Raw genomic sequence first — 16,841 nt, 5'->3', positions numbered from 1 at the left:
CCTGAGGAGGTCTGTCCCATTTTTCGCGTACAACCAGGACCTTTTTCGGGCGAACGGCCGTTCGCCCCTACAAGAGAACTGTATAATCATCTGAAATTGTCATCCCGTAAAGCCTGACTTGCTCAACGCTTCTTCTGTCATCCCGCAGAGCCTGCCCCAATGAGCTCCTCTTCTGTCATCCCGTAGAGCCTGCCCCAAAATGCTCCTGTTTGGGGACTCTGCACGGGATCTCATTCTTCTCGTCCCTCTCACCATCTCTCTTATTCTCGCGTGTCCCTTAACCAGTAACCTGGACGCGTAGCGCTGAACGAAGAACCGTTCCTATGCTCTAGATCTTAAATCCCCGCTTGAGCGGGGGGGACCGCTTGCGGTGGGGTGTGTCCATGTTCTACAATTACATGGGTGATTGCTCTGACGGATTATCCTGCTTACGAACATAATTTGAAAGCTTTGGCGTCAACATTTAGAAAGCAACCAGGACCTTTTTCGGGCGAACGGCCGTTCGCCCCTACAAAAGAATCGCATAATCGTCTGACATTGTCATCCCGTAGAGGCTGACTTGCTCAACGCTTCTTCTGTCATCCCGTGATGGGCCTGCACGGGATCTTGTCTCTTCAGTCTCGCCCTCTCTCCTCTTCTCGTAGTTCTGGACCAACAACCTGTACACGAAGTGTCGGAACGATGAACCGTTCTTCCCGAGCTCGCAGCACTCTTCCCAGCCCACAGCGAAGAGCTGTTCTTCTGCCACCAGTTTCACACTCCGTCGTTAAGTACGATGGTATGATGAGTCTGAGGTGATGATAATGATCTCTCTCGATCGGATCAGGGCTGTTCTCAGGGACAGAATGCCCTATTTCAGATCGCAATATTATGTTGAGTCGTTGAGAGTATTTGGTTCCTATGCGCGAGGTGAACAGAAGAAGGATAGCGACCTGGGTCTTCTTGTACGATTTGACAATACTGCGCCGCTGACGCTTATTGACTATATTGACCTCAGAAATGAGCTCTCTAGCCTTTTATCGGTTAACGTAGATCTAGTAGACGAAAGCACTCTTAAACCGTTGATCGGGGAAAGCATTCTAAGAGAGGCAGTAGAAATTTGAAGCGGCTTTTTCCGACAATATCAATGACATAATAAACGAAATAGATCAGATTGCAGACTTTCGCAGGGAAGTCAGGAACGCAGACGAGTTCACAGCTGACAAGAAGACCGTTCGAGCTACAATCAGAAGCCTTGAGATAATCGGCAAGGCAGTCAAGAGACTTCCGAGCGAAGTAATTGACAAGCATCCCGAAATTCTCCAAAGAAGCATTGCGGGAATGAGAGACACATTGATTCACGAGTACTTCGGCGTGAACCTAGCTTTGTGTGAAATACGATTCAAAAAGACCTTCCGCCACTAGGAGAGGTAGCTAAGAATATCGACAGCAGCTGAAGTGAGAGAGAGCTCCTTGCGTCGGAGAGTTCTTCTCGACAAAGCTGCATACACCAACAAATATCTCTTTTCACATATGACGTGTTATCCGGGAACGATTTACCGCATGTATCGTTTCAGAGTAGAACGAAACATGATGGTGTCACTGGAGCCGAAAGCTTAGTTAGATAACTGCAAAGATGAAGAGATAGTGGAAATGCCACAGCTAACAGGGCTGCGACTCTCCTTAGATAAGGCACACATAGAGAATAGAGCATTTCTGAGCTTCGGTTCCAGGGGAATTAAAAATTACCACCGTTCTCTTAAGCAGATTCGGATTTGAGAGTGTTGCACACCCTCTAGAAGCCACTCATCGAATTATTTAGTGAGGCCTCCTTGCAAGAGCGTACAAAGTCATTCCTGATTTGGCTCGGGATCTGGGCTTCTTGAGAGACTGCTGTCTCAAGTGTCAGGTAGGTGGTTTTCCCACGGACAATCTCATGTCAGAATGGTCAAAGATCTTTTCGGCAATTGCTACCCACAGCGAAACATCTGATAGTTGATTCGCTCTTGAACTTACTCGAATTCTTGATGAAACCAAAATGGGTGCCGCAAAGTAATCTTATACTTTCTCGTCTATACTGAAAGAAATCGACACAATTCTTTTTTTAGGAGAGAAATATGCTTATGAATGAAAATTTCAGCAATGAGATTTCACAACGAGTCTCAAAAGCATACGAACAAATCGCCAAGACTCATTGCTCCTCAAAGTCTTTCTCACTTGGACATATAAAGCTAAAGACGATAGAGCTCATTCATCTTATTCGAAAAACCTTCTGCCCACAGCTTTCACATACGCGAACCGTTGACGGCCAAGGACTACTATCTGAGGGTTTGAATACACTAAGGGAAATGATTATGGAAATACGACCTGAATTGGGAGAAGAAGGAGCAAGTCAAGTTGTGAAGGAGTTTTTGGCTGAACTCCCTTCCATTGCTGTGGCACTAGTCAAAGACGTGCGGGCCGCATACGAAGGGGACCCCGCCGCCAAATCAGTAGAAGAAATCATGATTGCTTACCCTGCCTACGAAGCGATCAGCACTTATAGACTAGCACACATTCTTTACAAACTGGACGTTCCACTAATTCCCAGGATAATGACGGAGTATGCGCATCAGAAGACCGGGATAGATATTCACCCGGGTGCAGCAATCGGAAATTACTTCTTTATTGACCACGGCACAGGAGTTGTAATAGGAGAGACTTGTACAATCGGAAACCATGTAAAAATCTATCAGGGAGTTACTCTCGGGGCCAAGAGCTTCGAACTCGACGAGAATGGAAATCCGATTAAGGGAATAAAACGTCATCCAGACATCGGTAACCATGTCGTGATATACGCTGGAGCGACTGTGCTTGGTGGGAACACCGTGGTGGGAGACAACTGTGTGATAGGCGGCAACGTCTGGCTAGTTCATTCGCTGAAGCCGGGAGAAAAGATCTACAACAATCCATGATGCCTCTTTTGCGGACTCCATTATTTGAATTGCGTTAACTTAACAATAATGACAGGCCAGTCACCTTCGGTGGCAAGTCTTTGCTTCGCAAAGGCCAGTCTCGCCTTCGGCGAGGCCAGTTCCGACTTCGTCGGGCAAACAAGGACAATTGAGAAAGAGCGTAGTGGAGACGTTCGCTGCGCTCACGAGAGAAGAGAGAAGAAACCAGTAAGATTGGCGATGAAACTTACCTCGTCACATGCATCTCTTTGATCTCACTTTGACTAACCAAGAACAGATCCTTCCTCTGGAACAAATAGCAATTTTTTCTCATTGGCGTCTACTCTTCTCGGAGAACGGTTTACCGCTGACGGACAACGTGGTTTTTATGAGCTAACAGCGGTCTTTGCCCGCAAAGTGGTACTGAAGGTGACTGGCCTTCATCAGCAAATAAGTATCATCCGTTCTATTTCCTTCTACCCGGTATTGTTAACTCGTATTTCCTAACCCGCTCTTTAACCCGATCCTTTGTTTCTCCGCGAAGCCACTCTTGCGCTTCCCAATGTTCGTTGGGACGTCTTTATATTAACGGAAGGTCAAAAATGGAGTCTGTCCCCAAGGGACCAAGTATTTAATATTAACGGACGGTTAAAAATGGAGTCTGTCCCCAAGGGACCAAAAAATGGAGTCTGTCCCCAAGGGACCACTCTTGCGCTTCCCAATGTTCGTTGGGACGTCTTTATATTAACGGAAGGTTAAAAATGGAGTCTGTCCCCAAGGGACCAAGTATTTTAATTCATTACCAGCTTGAAGAGTCAAGGTTCTTCGGCAGATTACTGCCGTCCCTCACTTCATCAAAAACCTTCTGCACCTTCTTCAGCCATTCCTTTCCGCCCCTAAGGTTGAGCCAATCCCCTCTGAACTCTTCTGCAAGAGTCAGCGAATCGACTCTTTTCTGCCTCCTGAGGTTGCCTCTTTCTGCTTTCTCGAAGTCCTTCTTATCGTTTTCTTCTTCCTCCAGCAGATACTTGATGAAGTCAGGGTAGTGACGAAGAATGTTCAGAAGAATCTGTTTCGCCCTGTCTAGCTCCCTGTAGGCATAGTTCTTCAGCGCCAATACTGCAAGAGCCTTCGGATGACCACTGTGGTTATTAGACTCCATTGTTTTGGCCAATTCATCGAACATTTTCAGTCTCCAGCACACAAGTAATTTGCTCGCCAAGAGGTAGCCGTAATCGTCTGGGCCGACAAGGGGAAAGACTTCTTCGATAACCCTCAGTGCTTCCCTGTAATCCTTCCGGTCGATCAAGCTATCCACATAATGTTCGATGACTTGGAGGAGTTCGGTGTTTGATGGACTCTCTTCGTTCTCTATAAGCGATGCCCATTTATCCTTTTCAACGATATCGTGAAGGAGGTTCAAAGCGAGCTCGCCCACAGAGTGGAGGAGCTTTTTCAGTTCGTCAGTTTCTCTTGTGGAAAGGAAGAGAAGTGTATTCATGAACTCGAAGTTGAACCGGTACTTCTTGCAGTAAGCTACCATGGTATCGAATGCATGATCGATATCGTTCTGACTTATCACTGAGTTTATCAGCGTATACATCGGCACTCGTGAATACTCAAGACTGCCGGTCTTCTCGAACGAAATGAAATTAGGTTCCTTAATCGATTTCAAGTTCGAAATTACACCATCAATCGTCGTTCTATGAGAATACTCGTCTGCCATGTGTTCATAGATCACATCAAGATCACCGAATGAATCCCGAAGAAGAGATCGGATCAAAGGCGGATCTGGTTTCTCATCTGTTATCTCAGAAAACTTCTCGCTGAAGAGCTCCTCGTCTTCAAAGTCGTATTTCATGCATAACAAGAGTCCCGATCGTACAACTGCGATTGTTGGCTCCAGCGTCTTCAGATATGCGACATACTCTACCACATAATCAATTGCCTCATCCTTGTCCAGGAGAGCGCTCGCAATAGCCATATTGGAAAACAGGGAAGCCTTCTTTTCTATCCCTTTCAAAATATTCTTCAATCTATCGAAAACTTTGCTGAAATCATTGCACACGACAACTTCGTAAAGAAAACCGTCTCTAGACTCGTAGCTGGAGGAATTCAACATAATACCGAGTTCAGAATCACTCATAGAAGCGAACAACTTATTGATAATCAGTTTTGCCCTTGCTTTCTCTTCCGTCTTTCCGCCTGCTGCCATGCTAACCGGCGCCAACATGATATCCCCAAATATAATGTGAGACAGGCTCTTGATGAACTGAGTCACCTGATCAAGATTCAGTTTTCGATTCCTTATCATAGCCAGAATCGGGAACTGCGAGCTCAAATAACTCTCAACCGACGGTAATTGAAGTCCTACTGACGAACCCACAGTATCGGGCATCGAGTATGATGCAAGCACAAAAGGAACAATCTTTCTCAAGTGTTCCTTTAACGAGCCCTCGAACTGCTCCGAATCTAAGCTTTCGCAAATGAAAGTCGTCAATTCATTGCCCCAAAGGTAAATAGGAATATAATCCTTACTATTCATGAAATGTCTGAAAAGCGAGAGATTCTCTCTTACAAGTCCTCCAGATTCTTCGCGCTCTTTCTCTTCGAATAGGGAATAGAATCTCTTCTTCAAGTCTCTCTCTGACTGAAAACTCTCTTCTTGACCGGGTGAAGTTTCCTCTGCCTCATTCAGCGTGCGCAGAAGATCTTCGAGAAGGATCTTGGCTATCTGCTCCTTGACAACATGTGAAGTAGTCTTGTCTGAAAGCATAAGACCGGCAAGATAACCCCTGAAGAATCCGTTGCTCATTATCACTTCCAGGGGCATTTCAAGAGAGAATCCATCCTTAAGTCCCTTTGCAAGCTCTATAGCTGTGCTTCTGTCAAAGAATGACTCAAGCCCTTCGAGACTACGATATTCAATATAGGAATTCCTGCTCATCTCCAGTGCCTCGGCCAGGAGGGTCACTTTTGCTGTCTCTCTATCCATATACCACCTCTAGCATGTGTAGTAGAACAATATAAATTAATACATCGTACGTTTTCCAGCGTTATACAAAGAGATAAAGAAATGTGAAAAAAAACTAATCGCTGGATGAACTGATCTATCCCAGCCCTGATAAAACAAACTTCAATGTTAAGCAGCAGCAGAGTTTGTCCATGTAAAGGAAAGCCCTTTTCTAACGGCTGGAGATTACTGAATTTAGCAGTGCGGGTATGCTCATATTGAAAGGAAACCTCCTTCAGAGATCTCACGAATCTCTCTTTCTAGGGAACACTTCTTTTTAATTCATTGGATTTTGATCTTTAGCCCTCGGATGGTTGCTCCGCATCTTAAGCTCTTCAGAATTTTCGATCTCACTATCTGATCCTGCAATGGATATTATCGAATTTCATAGAGATAAGAAGCTTGAGATCCATAAACGGTTCTATTCATTCGGAGAAGTCGCTTATTCATCATCATGGGTAATTGCCTGAGCGAAGGAAGAAAGTATAATGAACTTAGTTTCGTCAGTGAAGAAAGTATCTTTTGAAGAGTTTCGTTTTTTTAGAAGTTTCATTCGACAAGGGATGTTTTATAGAGACGAGAAATCGAGAAAAGTGGTTGTTTGGGAGGATCGGACTGAATGAATAAAAAGACAAGAAAGAGATTGGTAATTCTTGTGTTTCTCTTGCCCAGTATCTGTGGGTTCATCTTCTTTCAAGTCTTCCCCATTGTTTACTCTTTCATTCTCAGCCTTACAGACTGGGATGTTCTAAGTAAAGCCAGTTTTTTGGGCTTTGAAAATTACAAGAAGATATTCGGAAGCGAAGAGTTCTGGAGAGTGCTCATCAACACTCTTTATTACATAGTTCTGTATATACCCCTCATGATCATCGCTTCACTGTCCCTGTCAATGCTTCTCAACATCAAAACTAGGTTCACAGGAGTGTTTCGGACAATATTCTATATTCCAGTCTTGAGCTCTTGGGTAGCTGCTGCAATGCTCTGGCGATGGCTTCTCAGCCCTTACTACGGTCCAATAAATTCGATTCTGGGAGTAGTCGGTTTGCAGGGTCCGTCATGGCTGTACGACAAGGTCTGGGCAATGCCGGGAATTGTACTGGCAAGCGTCTGGAAGGACATGGGCTTTTTCGGGCTGATCTTTCTGGCCGGTCTGCAAGGAATCAACCCAACCTATTATGAAGTGGCCTCTATAGACGGGGCGAGGAGATGGCAAAAGTTCAGACACATAACTATCCCTCTCATATCTCCAACTATGTTCTTCGTACTCATAATGGCCATAATTAACTCTTTTCAGCTCTTCCCCCAGGTCATGGTCATGACTAAAGGAGGCCCTCATGGGTCTACGCAGGTGATGATGGAGAGGATCTACAACTACGCCTTCACTTACTACAAGATGGGCTATGCAACTGCTCTGTCATGGGTCTTGTTCTGTTTCATTCTGGTCGTAACCCTTGTTCAGTGGAAGATGCAAAGAAAGTGGGTGCACTATGAATCTTAAGAAGCTTTCTAGACGGACCGTCTATTACCTTGTGATGCTGGCGTTTTCCTTTTTCATTCTGCTTCCCTTCTTCTGGATGGTCTCCACGTCTCTGAAGGAAGCCAAGGCGTTAACAGTGCTACCTATTCAATGGTTTCCGGAAAAAATAAGCTTCGACGGGTTCGTCAAGATCTTCGACGTCTTCCCTTTTGGACGCGCGATTTTCAACAGCATATTCATATCGACACTGATCACGTTTGTTACGGTAATGTCTGCGTGCATGGCTGCCTACGTATTTTCAAAGATCAAATTCAGAGGCAGGGAAGTCTTGTTTGGTATTTACATCGCAACTATGATGATTCCTGCCAATATCACGATGATTCCCAACTACCTCACTCTGAAGCATCTCTCTCTGCTTAACAGTTACGTGGGCATCATGCTCCCATCTCTCTTCAACGCATTTGGAACATTTATGATCAGGCAGTACATGAGAACGATACCGGATGATTTCGTTGAAGCGGCCGTTCTGGACGGTGCGTCACATTTCAGGATCTTCTTCAGGATGATACTGCCTTTGTCCAAGCCCGCCGTTGCGACACTAACCGTTATCACGTTCATGGGAGCCTGGAACGATTACCTATGGCCGCTTATAGTTCTAACGGACAAGAACAAGATGACCCTGCCGGTCGGTCTCAGTCTGCTAAATGGCCAGCACCAGAGCGACTACAACATGCTTATGGCCGGGGCTCTAATATCTATGATTCCAATACTGCTAATCTACACATTCGCTCAGAGATACTTCGAACAGGGGCTCAGTGTAGGTGGTATAAAAGGCTAAAAGGAGTGTGATTCAATGAAAAGGTTTCTGGTAGTTCTAGTGGTTGCCTCAATGGTACTGACAACCTCTCTACTCGGTGTAACGACTATCAAGTTCATGAACTTCTCTTCAGCAGATGCAAACGCGAAGTATCTTGAAGAGATGAAAGAGATCTTCGAGGAACAGAACCCGGATATTAAGGTAGAAATCGAAACCGTAGGTTTTGGCGATTACTTCACCAAACTGATGACCGTCGTAGCCGGCGGCAATGCCCCTGACGCTTTCGAGCTGAACTACGAGAACTTCTATACCTATGCTAAAAAGGGTGTTCTATTAGACCTGAACAATCTTCTTGCCTCCTCTGGTTTCGATACCAGCGTGTTGAATGAAAGGGCGCTTTACGCCTTTTCAGACAATGGCGTACAGTATGGCTTGCCGTTCAGTTTCTCCAACGTAGTGCTGATATACAACAAAGATCTCTTCGACAGGGCAGGCGCCGAACATCCGAGAGAAGACTGGACATGGGCCGATGAACTGGAAGCGGCCAAGAAGATCAGGGCCTTGGATGCGATGACCTTTGGGATTTACCAGCCAGTACAGTTCTGGGAATTCTACAAGATGGTCCAGCAGAACGGTGGCAGCATTCTCAACGAAGACAAGACGGCCTTCACACTGAATAGTCCTCAGAACATTGAGACTCTTCAGTATATGGTAGACAGGATCCTCGACTCGAACGTCATGCCGAACGATGCGCAGATGGCAGGCATGGGAGACTGGGATCTCTTTGAAGTCGAGAGAATTGGAATGATAGTGACCGGAACATGGGCCTTCTCGACATTCAAAGATAGCTGCGACTTCGACTGGGACATCGCCGTCGAGCCGGGCAACACAAGCAAGGCGACACATTTCTTCGCAAACGGTCTTGCAATTAGCAAAGACTCGAAGAAGGTAGACGCGGCCTTCAAGTGGATCAGCTTCCTCTCAGGAGACGTAGATGTCGCCAAGATCAGAATCGAAGCAGGCTGGGAGCTTCCACCGGTGACATACCCCGAGATTATTGAGCTCTACAAGCAGACCACGCCTCCAGAGAGTAAAGAAGTCGTATTCAAGTCTCTGGATTATCTCGTAACGCCCCCGGTTATTGAGCAGTTCAACGAGATGGCAGACATAGTGAACAGACATCTAGAAGCGGCCAGATACGGAGAAAAGACTCCGGAACAGGCGCTAAACGATGCTCAGGCAGAACTGGAGAGATCCATAAAGTTAAATTGATCGAAAGATCGGGCCGGGATTCGTTCCCGGCCCCTTCCCTGGAGGTTTGTCGTGGCAAGCAAAGCCAGTAAAGAGATAATGAAAGAGATAAACGAAAAACTACTTCTGAGAGGAATCTATTCAAATGAAGGAATAGACAGGGCGAGCCTGGCAAAGCTCACAGGCCTAAGTCCCGCAACTGTTACGAAAGTAGTGGGAGAATTGATTGAAAGCGGTCTGGTGGCTGAAACCGGAGTCGCAGACTCAACAGGCGGAAGAAAGCCGATCCTACTGAGCATCCAGCCGAAGAAGCTCTGCGTGCTCGGGCTGAAGATAGGCGTGGGATATCTTGACTACTCCTTGACCGACCTCTTTGGGACCGCTCTTATAAGTGAGCGAAGGCTCCTGGAGAATCAGACTCCAGAAGAAGTCGTCTCAACAACGGAAACCATTCTGAAGGAATGGAACGGACTAATGGGCGAAAGCCTTTTGGGAATAGGCATCGCCGTGTCAGGTATTGTAGATTCACCCAAAGGCGTTGTAAAGAATTCCTTCCTTCTGAACTGGCAGGAAGTTCCAATAGCTAAACTGATCTCGGAACGATCCGGAAAGAAAACCTTTGTGATGAACGATGTAGATTCTTTTGCTCTCGCCCAATTCTGGAAGGGTGATGTGAATAATCACAAGAACTGTGTATTCATAACTCTAGGAGTAGGGATAGGTGGCGCAGTAGCAATCGACGGCAAACTGCACCTTACCGGCGCAGGAAGCGGAGAGTTCGGTCACATGACAATCTCGCAGAACGGAAACAGATGCACATGTGGTAGCAGGGGGTGCCTCGAAGCTCAAGCTTCCTTCGAAGTTCTTGCGCGTAAGGTCTTTTCAAGAACGGCCTCCTCAGAACTGAAAGAGCTGTACAGCTCCGTAAAGGCGACGGAAACTTCGGAGATGCATTATCTGAAAAGAGCAGTTGAAATCGATAGAGAGACGACTATTGGAGTTTTCCAGGAATACAGCGAGGACATTGGGACAGCCCTGAAAAACCTTATCAATATTTTCGCGCCTGATTACCTGCTCATAGGTGGTGAAGCACTAGAGTTTTCAGAATTCTTCCTCGAGAGTTCGATAGATCACGCAAGAAGAAACGCGTTTTCCAGTTTGGCTGACAATGTAGAGTTTGACATCGACAGGATTGGTGAGAAGGCCTGGACACTCGGCTGTATTTATAGAGTGATCGAAAGCGAGCTCTTTGCCGTTCGAAGATGAAAGGAGCAGATAATGGAGATTATTCATACACCGTTTGGAATAGATGATCCTTACTATATCGTTCAGGGTTACGAAAGAAGTCCACGTGAACCTCTCGAGGGAGATTGTGTCAAAGTAAGATTCGTGACAGACCCGATGACTGTCGGTCAGAGAGCATGGATCCAAGTTCAAGCAGGCGACAGGACTTACAAGAGTCGCGCTCAGTACCAGCTCAATCATGGAGGCAAAGCCCACTGGGAAGTAGATATAGAGTCCGAGAGTGCGGGAACAAAGGTGAAGTACAGGTTCATTGCAGGTCGCGGACCTTTATCCTACGTCACTTCAAGGTGGTATGAATACACAGCCTGCAAATGGATCGATGCACGCGATTTTCTTTCACTAGAAAATGACACCCTAACTGTGAACAGAGATAGCCGAACCGGATGCAAATCAGTCAAAGAGGCAAGTATACTGACGGACGGAACGGAACTGTTTGATCTGAAAATAACCCTCGAAAGGGATGAAAACGAGCAGTTCTATGGACTTGGAGAACATTTCGATGCAATCACGATACCCGATGGTCAGGAGAGGTTCATCCACGTATACGATCAGTACAAAGTTCAGAAAGACAGGGGATACGCTCCTGTGCCATTTATCTTCTCGAGCAACGGAAGGGCCCTCTTCGTGGACACGGGCTATATGACTTCCGTCAAGCTTGACAGATCAGAGATTACTCTGCGGGTTTACACAAGAGGCTTCCCAATTGAAGATACCAGGATTCATTTGTGGAAGAAAGAAACTCCACTGAAAGCAATTGAGGAAATCTATAGCATTTCGAAACCTTGTACCCCTCCTCTGTGGGCTCTTGGGCCCTGGCTCTCGGCCAACCAGTGGAACAGTCAGAAAAAGGTCATGGGAGTCTTGGATGAGACTGTGAAAAACAACCTCCCGGCAACGGCTCTGGTTATTGAGGCGTGGGCAGATGAGCAGACCTTCTACATATTTAATGGAGCACAATATGAACCACTCCCAGGTGAGCGGAACTTCAAACTGGCCAATTTCAGATTTCGCGAACCCTGGCCAGACCCGGCAGAAATGATCAGAAAGCTTCACGAGAAGGGTATAAGACTTCTACTCTGGCAGATTCCGGTTATGAAGTGTTTTGACGACTCCAATCCTCAGCCCGCTATAGATATCCGCTACGGGAGCTCGAAGGGCTACTTTGTGAAGAAGGATGATGGTTCCGATTACAAAATCCCCCCTGCACGCTGGCACGAGGAAAACGTAGTAGTCGATTTCTACAATGATGAAGCTGCAAAATGGTGGGCCTCCAAGAGGGAGTATCTGATCAAAGAACTGGGAGTCGATGGGTTCAAGACCGACGGCGGAGAACACCTCTGGGGAAGAGAGACTTTCACGGCTGCCGGCAGCGCGGCAATGACCAGAAACACTTATCCAGAGAAATACTTCCAGGCTAGTGCAAGTATCTTGAATGAAGACGGAGCGCTCTTCAGTCGCGCCGGCTACACCAGGAGTCCCGCTTACTCCCTCTTCTGGGTCGGCGATGAGGATTCAACCTGGGAGGCTCTGAGAGACAACATAACTGCTGGTCTCAACGTTTCCATTTCCGGAAACCCCTTTTGGGGATGGGACATCGCGGGATTCAGCGGAGAAATTCCCTCTGCTGAGCTCTACAGAAGATCTATTGAACTGGCGGTCTTCACACCTATCTTTCAGCTCCACTCGGAAGACCCGGGAGATCCAGTGCCCTCCTCCGAGAGAACGCCGTGGAATATCTCAAGAGCCTACAACGATGAAAGCATCATAGACTACTACAGAAGATTCGCATCTTTGAGAATGACTCTCTCCCCTTACATTTATAGAGAATCGCTTCGTGCTGCTCAGACTGGCAGACCCCTGACATTGCCGCTCTTCCTGATAGAAAAAGGAAACGATCCTGAAGACCTGTCGTACATGTTCGGTACAGAAATTGTCGTTTCGCCGGCAGTGGATGAAGAAATGAAAGTAAGAAAACTAATTCTTCCTGAGGGTGAATGGGTGAATCTCTGGAGTGGAGAGACATACTCAGGTACTGTCAGTATTCACGGTAAGAGAAACGAAGTTTACCTCAGAAAGGGATCGATAATACCCTTGAGCATTCCTTCTGACGAAAGACTTTTCGGCACAAACTGGTCTCAGGAAGAGAAGGGACAGCTTCACGTCGGAAATGAATGGCCGAAGGATGTCGACGAGCCCCAAAGAAGTGGCAAAGCAACGCGGATGGCGAGGATAATCGGCAAAGAGCAGGGAATAATCAAAATAGAATGGAGAGATATACAGTAGATGGACTTACTAGAGAGATCGATAAAAATCATTGAAGAAAACCAGAGTAAAGCGGGAAGCTACGTTGCATCGCCAAACTTCTCGCAGTACGGCTACTGCTGGTTCAGAGATGGATCGTTCACCGCTCATGCCATGCAGAAGGCCGGAAAGAAGGAGAGCGCAGAGAAGTTCATCCGATGGGGTTTGAATGTTCTCAAGAGATACCGACATTCACTTGAAGAGGCCGCTTTTGGTCCCCGTTCTGATTTAAGCATTCTGCTGCCGACGAGATACACTCTTGATGGCTTTGTCAGCGAAGACGACTGGACGAATGCGCAGAGCGACGGTTACGGTACGTTCCTCTGGATAGTTGCCGAGAACCCACAGCTTCTAGATGAAAGCGACCTCGAAATCTGCGATCTTTGTGCAAAGTACCTTGAGGGTGTATGGGAGATTCCCTGTTACGATGTCTGGGAAGAATTCCCGACAATGATACACACATCAACCCTTCTCTCCATAGTTGCGGGGCTGAAGTCTATAGAAGGAGTGATTAACAGGCAGACTGAATGGAAAAGAATCCTTGACTTCATACTCAAAGAGCTGACATATGATGGGCGGCTGAAGAAGTCAACGGCGCTGGACTCGGTCGATTCGAGTCTCATTTGGGCCTCGTATCCATTCAGAATCTTCGACAGCGACTCACTACTTATGAAAAGGACTGAAAAAGCGATAATCGACGACTTGTATTGTGATGGGGGTTTGAAGAGGTATAACAGGGATACTTATTACGGCGGCGGAAGCTGGATACTTCTCAGCGCCTATCTTGCAGGTCATTTAAAATTGAACGGCGCAAATACAGTCTCGGAAGAGATAAAAAAGTGGATAGAGAAAAATGTCGACATTAGCAGTGATCTACCCGAGCAGATTCCAGAACATCTGATCGATTCGAAGATGTATGAACCATGGGTCCAGAAATGGGGAGAAATTGCCTCGCCCCTCCTATGGTCACACGCAGCTTACATCGACATGGTACTGTAAGCATTAGAAGAGAATCAGCTGTTAAAAATATTGGTCCGCTGAACGCTGTGAAGACAACGTTGTCCGTCAGCGGTCCACCGTTCTCCGAGAAGAGCAGCCGTCAATGAGGAAAAAATTGCTCTTTGTTCCAGAGGAAGGATCTGTTCTTGGTTAGTCAAAGTGAGATCAAAGAGATGCAAGTGACGGGGTAAGTTTCATCAGTAATCTTATTGGTTTCTTCTCTCTCAATTCTCTGGTGAGCGCAGCGAACCTCTCCACAACGCTCTTTCTCAATGGTCTTTGCTTGACCGACGAAGTCGGAACTGGCCTCGCCGTAGGCGAGACTGGCCAGGCGGAGCCTGACTTGCCTGCGTCAGCAGACTGGCAGTGAGGATCTTACCCCGCGAAGCGGGCATTGCGTCCTGCAAGGCAAATGGTACTTGGATCTGCCATTATTGAGCGAAGAACAAGGTCCTGGTTCTGAAAGAAAGAACTCATTACTGAATGCAAGAAACAAAGCTCATGCTTAGGTAAATGGCTAATCTTGATCGAGCCTAAGCAAACTTTTCGCTACAACGAATAGCTCTTTGTTTTTCCCTTCCAGCCATTCTTTTACTTCTTTCCAAGTCAAGACTGCTTCTAAAGGATCAGGGGAATTCTCCACGTCATTGAAATAAGTTACAGCCCGTACTATATGGTAAAGGTAGACTTCTTCACCATATTTTTTGACAAAAGCTTGAAGGACTTTTTCCGAGGACTCTCTCTTCAGAATTTCCGCGAGATCGAAGTATTCCTTCTTTTCCGCTCTTGCGGCTATAGCACTAATCTTCATGGCAGAGATATCGATTACCGAAGCCACTTCCAGTTACCTATACTTGTCCAAAGGTTCAACTAAGGCATAATGCTATTCAAAAAAACTTCCACGGACACCGTCAATGTCAGCTTCAAGGTTACCTATCTGAATCCTCACATTTTCTATGCAAACACCCAATTGCTTCAAATAGTAGAGAAGAACTTCTGGCCTGAAAGACTCAGCTGTAAAGAAAGCCAGATCAAAACTCACACGGTGTTCATAGTACATCGCCAGAGCTGTGCCACTTGCAAGATTAAAATCGGGAAGTTTACTCTCAAGAAGATCTAGAAGATTCACCGTCCGTGATGAAAGTTTGCCTGTTCTAAGCATCTTGTTATCTCCGATCTAGGAATATTCAGAATGAGACTCCAGAAGTTTGCGGTAGCCAGACCGATTATCCTGCTTCTTTTAACAACCTCAGCAATCTCTTCAGAATCATATTCAGAAAGGAGATTCACAATATCCCGCATCATCCCGTATTCCAAAACCCTCGAAATAATGAAGAATTTGTCTTTCTCCTTGTTAAGTTCTCTAACATCCACATCCCAGAAACACTTAGTACTTAGCTTCAGAGCCATATGCTTCACCTTATCAATTTTATCATTTGAAGCCCGGCAAACCTTTCTTCTTATAAATAGCCTTTGACCGTTATACACGAAGAACCCGCTCACCTTAAGGTCAGAAACAGGTCGCTTTGTCATTTGAGCCTGTTTCAGCATTTCTATTCTCTTTCATTGCTAGTCATTCAAAGACAAACACAGGGGTTAATTAGTTCCTGGGGTACATTTTCGCTGTAGAATTGTCAGATGATATAATAATACTAATACAGTAATATTATGAAAGGGGATTATATGGAATTAGTTAAAGCGGGAAGAAGTAGACAGGTCACGATACCAAAACAGATATTCGACTCTCTTGGATTGAAGGAAGGCGACTATGTACAGGTTGAAGTGGAAGAAGGAAGAATTGTTCTTACGCCTGTTGCAGTGATCAACAAGGAGAGGGCAAAGTCAGATTTTTTTCAGTTAGTTCAGAGAGTGAGAACCAATGCTGAGTCTTTGACTGAAGAGGAAATTGAAGAAGAAATCCGCGAAGCATTAGAGGAGTCAAGAAGAGATAAGTGAGTCAAAGAAATGGAAAGAGTCGTACTTGACACCAATGTTCTAATATCTGCGATCATATCTAGCAAGGGTTCTCCTGCAAAAATCCTTGATCTCTGGAGAGAGGGTGCTTTTGATCTAGCTTTCTCTGAAGCGACTCTTAAGGAGCTTATTAATGTCCTCTCGCGTCCTAAACTGTTACTCATCACCGGAATCAATGAAGATGAGTTAAACAGGTTACTATCTTACTTGAGGAATAGCTCGATAGTAGTTGACTCATCTGAAGATATCTCAATCGCTATCGAAGACCCTGATGATACCAAGTTCATTTCATGTGCACTTCAGGCAGGCGCAAAATACATTGTATCTGGCGATCATCACCTGCTTGATGTCGGGAAATTCGAAAGAACTTCAATAGTTACGCCAGCGGAATTTCTTAGAACATTCGCGTCCTTTAAAAATGATTCTTAAGCACAGGGCAGGCACAACAATTCTAGTCATTCATACAGAAGTAATGACACGATGAGATTCTTGATTCTGGCTTCAAAATAGTCTCCTATTAATTAATACAAGATGCGATTGTTAAGAATGGCTAATCGCTTAACGCTTGCAAGAGCTGAGAAAGAGGATATCCGAGAGTCCGCTGCGCTCACGAGAGGACAACAGTAAAAATAGAGACTGACCTACTCCTATAGTATGTCCCTTTTTCGCGTAAAAGGCAGAGATTCCAATCAGGACCTTTTTCGGGCGAACGGCCGTTCGCCCCTACAAGAGAACTGCACTATCATCTGAAATTGTCATCGCGTAGAGGCTGACTTGCTCAACGCATCTGTC

18 protein-coding genes are annotated in these 16,841 nt (G+C 45.9%); 12 read left to right on the top strand and 6 right to left on the bottom strand.

The window, feature by feature from the left end:
* Positions 1-508 precede the first annotated feature (508 nt).
* Entirely contained in the window at positions 509-757 is a 249-nt protein-coding gene (locus Y697_RS05115) for a hypothetical protein (RefSeq protein WP_183083716.1), read from the bottom strand.
* Between the two features lie 46 nt (positions 758-803).
* On the opposite strand from Y697_RS05115, the gene Y697_RS05110 reads away from it, so the two are divergent.
* The 3 genes from Y697_RS05110 to Y697_RS05100 all read left to right on the top strand — a co-directional run bounded on the left by Y697_RS05110 (position 804) and on the right by Y697_RS05100 (position 2,933).
* On the top strand, positions 804-1,103 hold the full coding sequence (locus tag Y697_RS05110; RefSeq protein ID WP_121550604.1) for a nucleotidyltransferase family protein: 300 nt from the start codon (positions 804-806) through the stop codon (positions 1,101-1,103).
* Positions 1,104-1,122: 19 nt separating this feature from the next.
* Positions 1,123-1,404 carry a HepT-like ribonuclease domain-containing protein gene (locus tag Y697_RS15125; RefSeq protein ID WP_121550603.1) on the top strand — a complete coding sequence of 94 codons (282 nt, stop codon included), beginning with the start codon at positions 1,123-1,125 and terminating at the stop codon, positions 1,402-1,404.
* Positions 1,405-2,102: 698 nt separating this feature from the next.
* Positions 2,103-2,933, top strand: coding sequence for a serine O-acetyltransferase (locus tag Y697_RS05100; protein ID WP_121550606.1), 831 nt, complete (start codon positions 2,103-2,105; stop codon positions 2,931-2,933).
* A 60-nt stretch (positions 2,934-2,993) separates the two neighbouring features.
* On the opposite strand, the gene Y697_RS14915 is transcribed toward Y697_RS05100, so the two are convergent.
* Entirely contained in the window at positions 2,994-3,119 is a 126-nt protein-coding gene (locus tag Y697_RS14915; protein ID WP_259462325.1) for a hypothetical protein, read from the bottom strand.
* Positions 3,120-3,711: 592 nt separating this feature from the next.
* Positions 3,712-5,907 carry a hypothetical protein gene (locus Y697_RS05095; RefSeq protein ID WP_121550602.1) on the bottom strand — a complete coding sequence of 732 codons (2,196 nt, stop codon included), beginning with the start codon at positions 5,905-5,907 and terminating at the stop codon, positions 3,712-3,714.
* A gap of 637 nt (positions 5,908-6,544) precedes the next feature.
* Here Y697_RS05095 and Y697_RS05090 point away from each other — a divergent pair.
* From Y697_RS05090 to Y697_RS14910, 7 genes are all read left to right on the top strand, one after another.
* Complete coding sequence (locus Y697_RS05090; protein WP_121550601.1) at positions 6,545-7,423, top strand: carbohydrate ABC transporter permease; 879 nt, start codon at positions 6,545-6,547, stop codon at positions 7,421-7,423.
* Positions 7,413-8,240 (top strand): carbohydrate ABC transporter permease, encoded by an 828-nt coding sequence (locus Y697_RS05085; RefSeq protein WP_121509922.1) that lies wholly within the window; start codon positions 7,413-7,415, stop codon positions 8,238-8,240. The genes Y697_RS05090 and Y697_RS05085 overlap by 11 nt, the downstream gene beginning before the upstream one ends.
* Before the next feature lie 15 nt (positions 8,241-8,255).
* Positions 8,256-9,491: a sugar ABC transporter substrate-binding protein gene (locus Y697_RS05080; protein ID WP_121550600.1), complete on the top strand. Its 1,236-nt coding sequence runs from the start codon at positions 8,256-8,258 to the stop codon at positions 9,489-9,491.
* Positions 9,492-9,542: 51 nt separating this feature from the next.
* Positions 9,543-10,736 (top strand): ROK family transcriptional regulator, encoded by a 1,194-nt coding sequence (locus tag Y697_RS05075; protein ID WP_121550599.1) that lies wholly within the window; start codon positions 9,543-9,545, stop codon positions 10,734-10,736.
* A gap of 12 nt (positions 10,737-10,748) precedes the next feature.
* Positions 10,749-13,058: a TIM-barrel domain-containing protein gene (locus tag Y697_RS05070; RefSeq protein WP_121550598.1), complete on the top strand. Its 2,310-nt coding sequence runs from the start codon at positions 10,749-10,751 to the stop codon at positions 13,056-13,058.
* A complete protein-coding gene (locus Y697_RS05065) occupies positions 13,059-14,075 on the top strand; it encodes a glycoside hydrolase family 15 protein (protein ID WP_121550597.1) in 1,017 nt (338 codons plus the stop codon). It abuts the gene before it with no gap.
* Between the two features lie 235 nt (positions 14,076-14,310).
* On the top strand, positions 14,311-14,445 hold the full coding sequence (locus Y697_RS14910; RefSeq protein ID WP_259462324.1) for a hypothetical protein: 135 nt from the start codon (positions 14,311-14,313) through the stop codon (positions 14,443-14,445).
* Positions 14,446-14,592: 147 nt separating this feature from the next.
* Here Y697_RS14910 and Y697_RS14905 read toward each other — a convergent pair whose 3' ends face one another.
* The 3 genes from Y697_RS14905 to Y697_RS05055 all read right to left on the bottom strand — a co-directional run bounded on the left by Y697_RS14905 (position 14,593) and on the right by Y697_RS05055 (position 15,485).
* Positions 14,593-14,886, bottom strand: a complete 294-nt coding sequence (locus tag Y697_RS14905) for a hypothetical protein (RefSeq protein WP_259462323.1) — start codon at positions 14,884-14,886, stop codon at positions 14,593-14,595.
* Between the two features lie 72 nt (positions 14,887-14,958).
* On the bottom strand, positions 14,959-15,237 hold the full coding sequence (locus tag Y697_RS14900; RefSeq protein ID WP_259462322.1) for a hypothetical protein: 279 nt from the start codon (positions 15,235-15,237) through the stop codon (positions 14,959-14,961).
* The gene (locus Y697_RS05055) at positions 15,201-15,485 is read right to left on the bottom strand and encodes a DUF6922 domain-containing protein (protein ID WP_147433184.1); all 285 of its coding nucleotides are present in this window, start codon (positions 15,483-15,485) and stop codon (positions 15,201-15,203) included. Before Y697_RS05055 ends, Y697_RS14900 begins: the two co-directional genes overlap by 37 nt.
* A 273-nt stretch (positions 15,486-15,758) precedes the next feature.
* Between Y697_RS05055 and Y697_RS05050 the strand changes: the two genes are divergently transcribed.
* Positions 15,759-16,031: an AbrB/MazE/SpoVT family DNA-binding domain-containing protein gene (locus Y697_RS05050; RefSeq protein WP_006486317.1), complete on the top strand. Its 273-nt coding sequence runs from the start codon at positions 15,759-15,761 to the stop codon at positions 16,029-16,031.
* Between the two features lie 9 nt (positions 16,032-16,040).
* The gene (locus Y697_RS05045; protein WP_121509916.1) at positions 16,041-16,478 is read left to right on the top strand and encodes a putative toxin-antitoxin system toxin component, PIN family; all 438 of its coding nucleotides are present in this window, start codon (positions 16,041-16,043) and stop codon (positions 16,476-16,478) included.
* Positions 16,479-16,841: the final 363 nt, after the last annotated feature.

Origin of the sequence: Mesotoga sp. BH458_6_3_2_1, assembly GCF_003664995.1 — a bacterium.
Classification (GTDB): domain Bacteria; phylum Thermotogota; class Thermotogae; order Petrotogales; family Kosmotogaceae; genus Mesotoga.
This window is presented reverse-complemented; position numbering and strand designations above follow the sequence as displayed.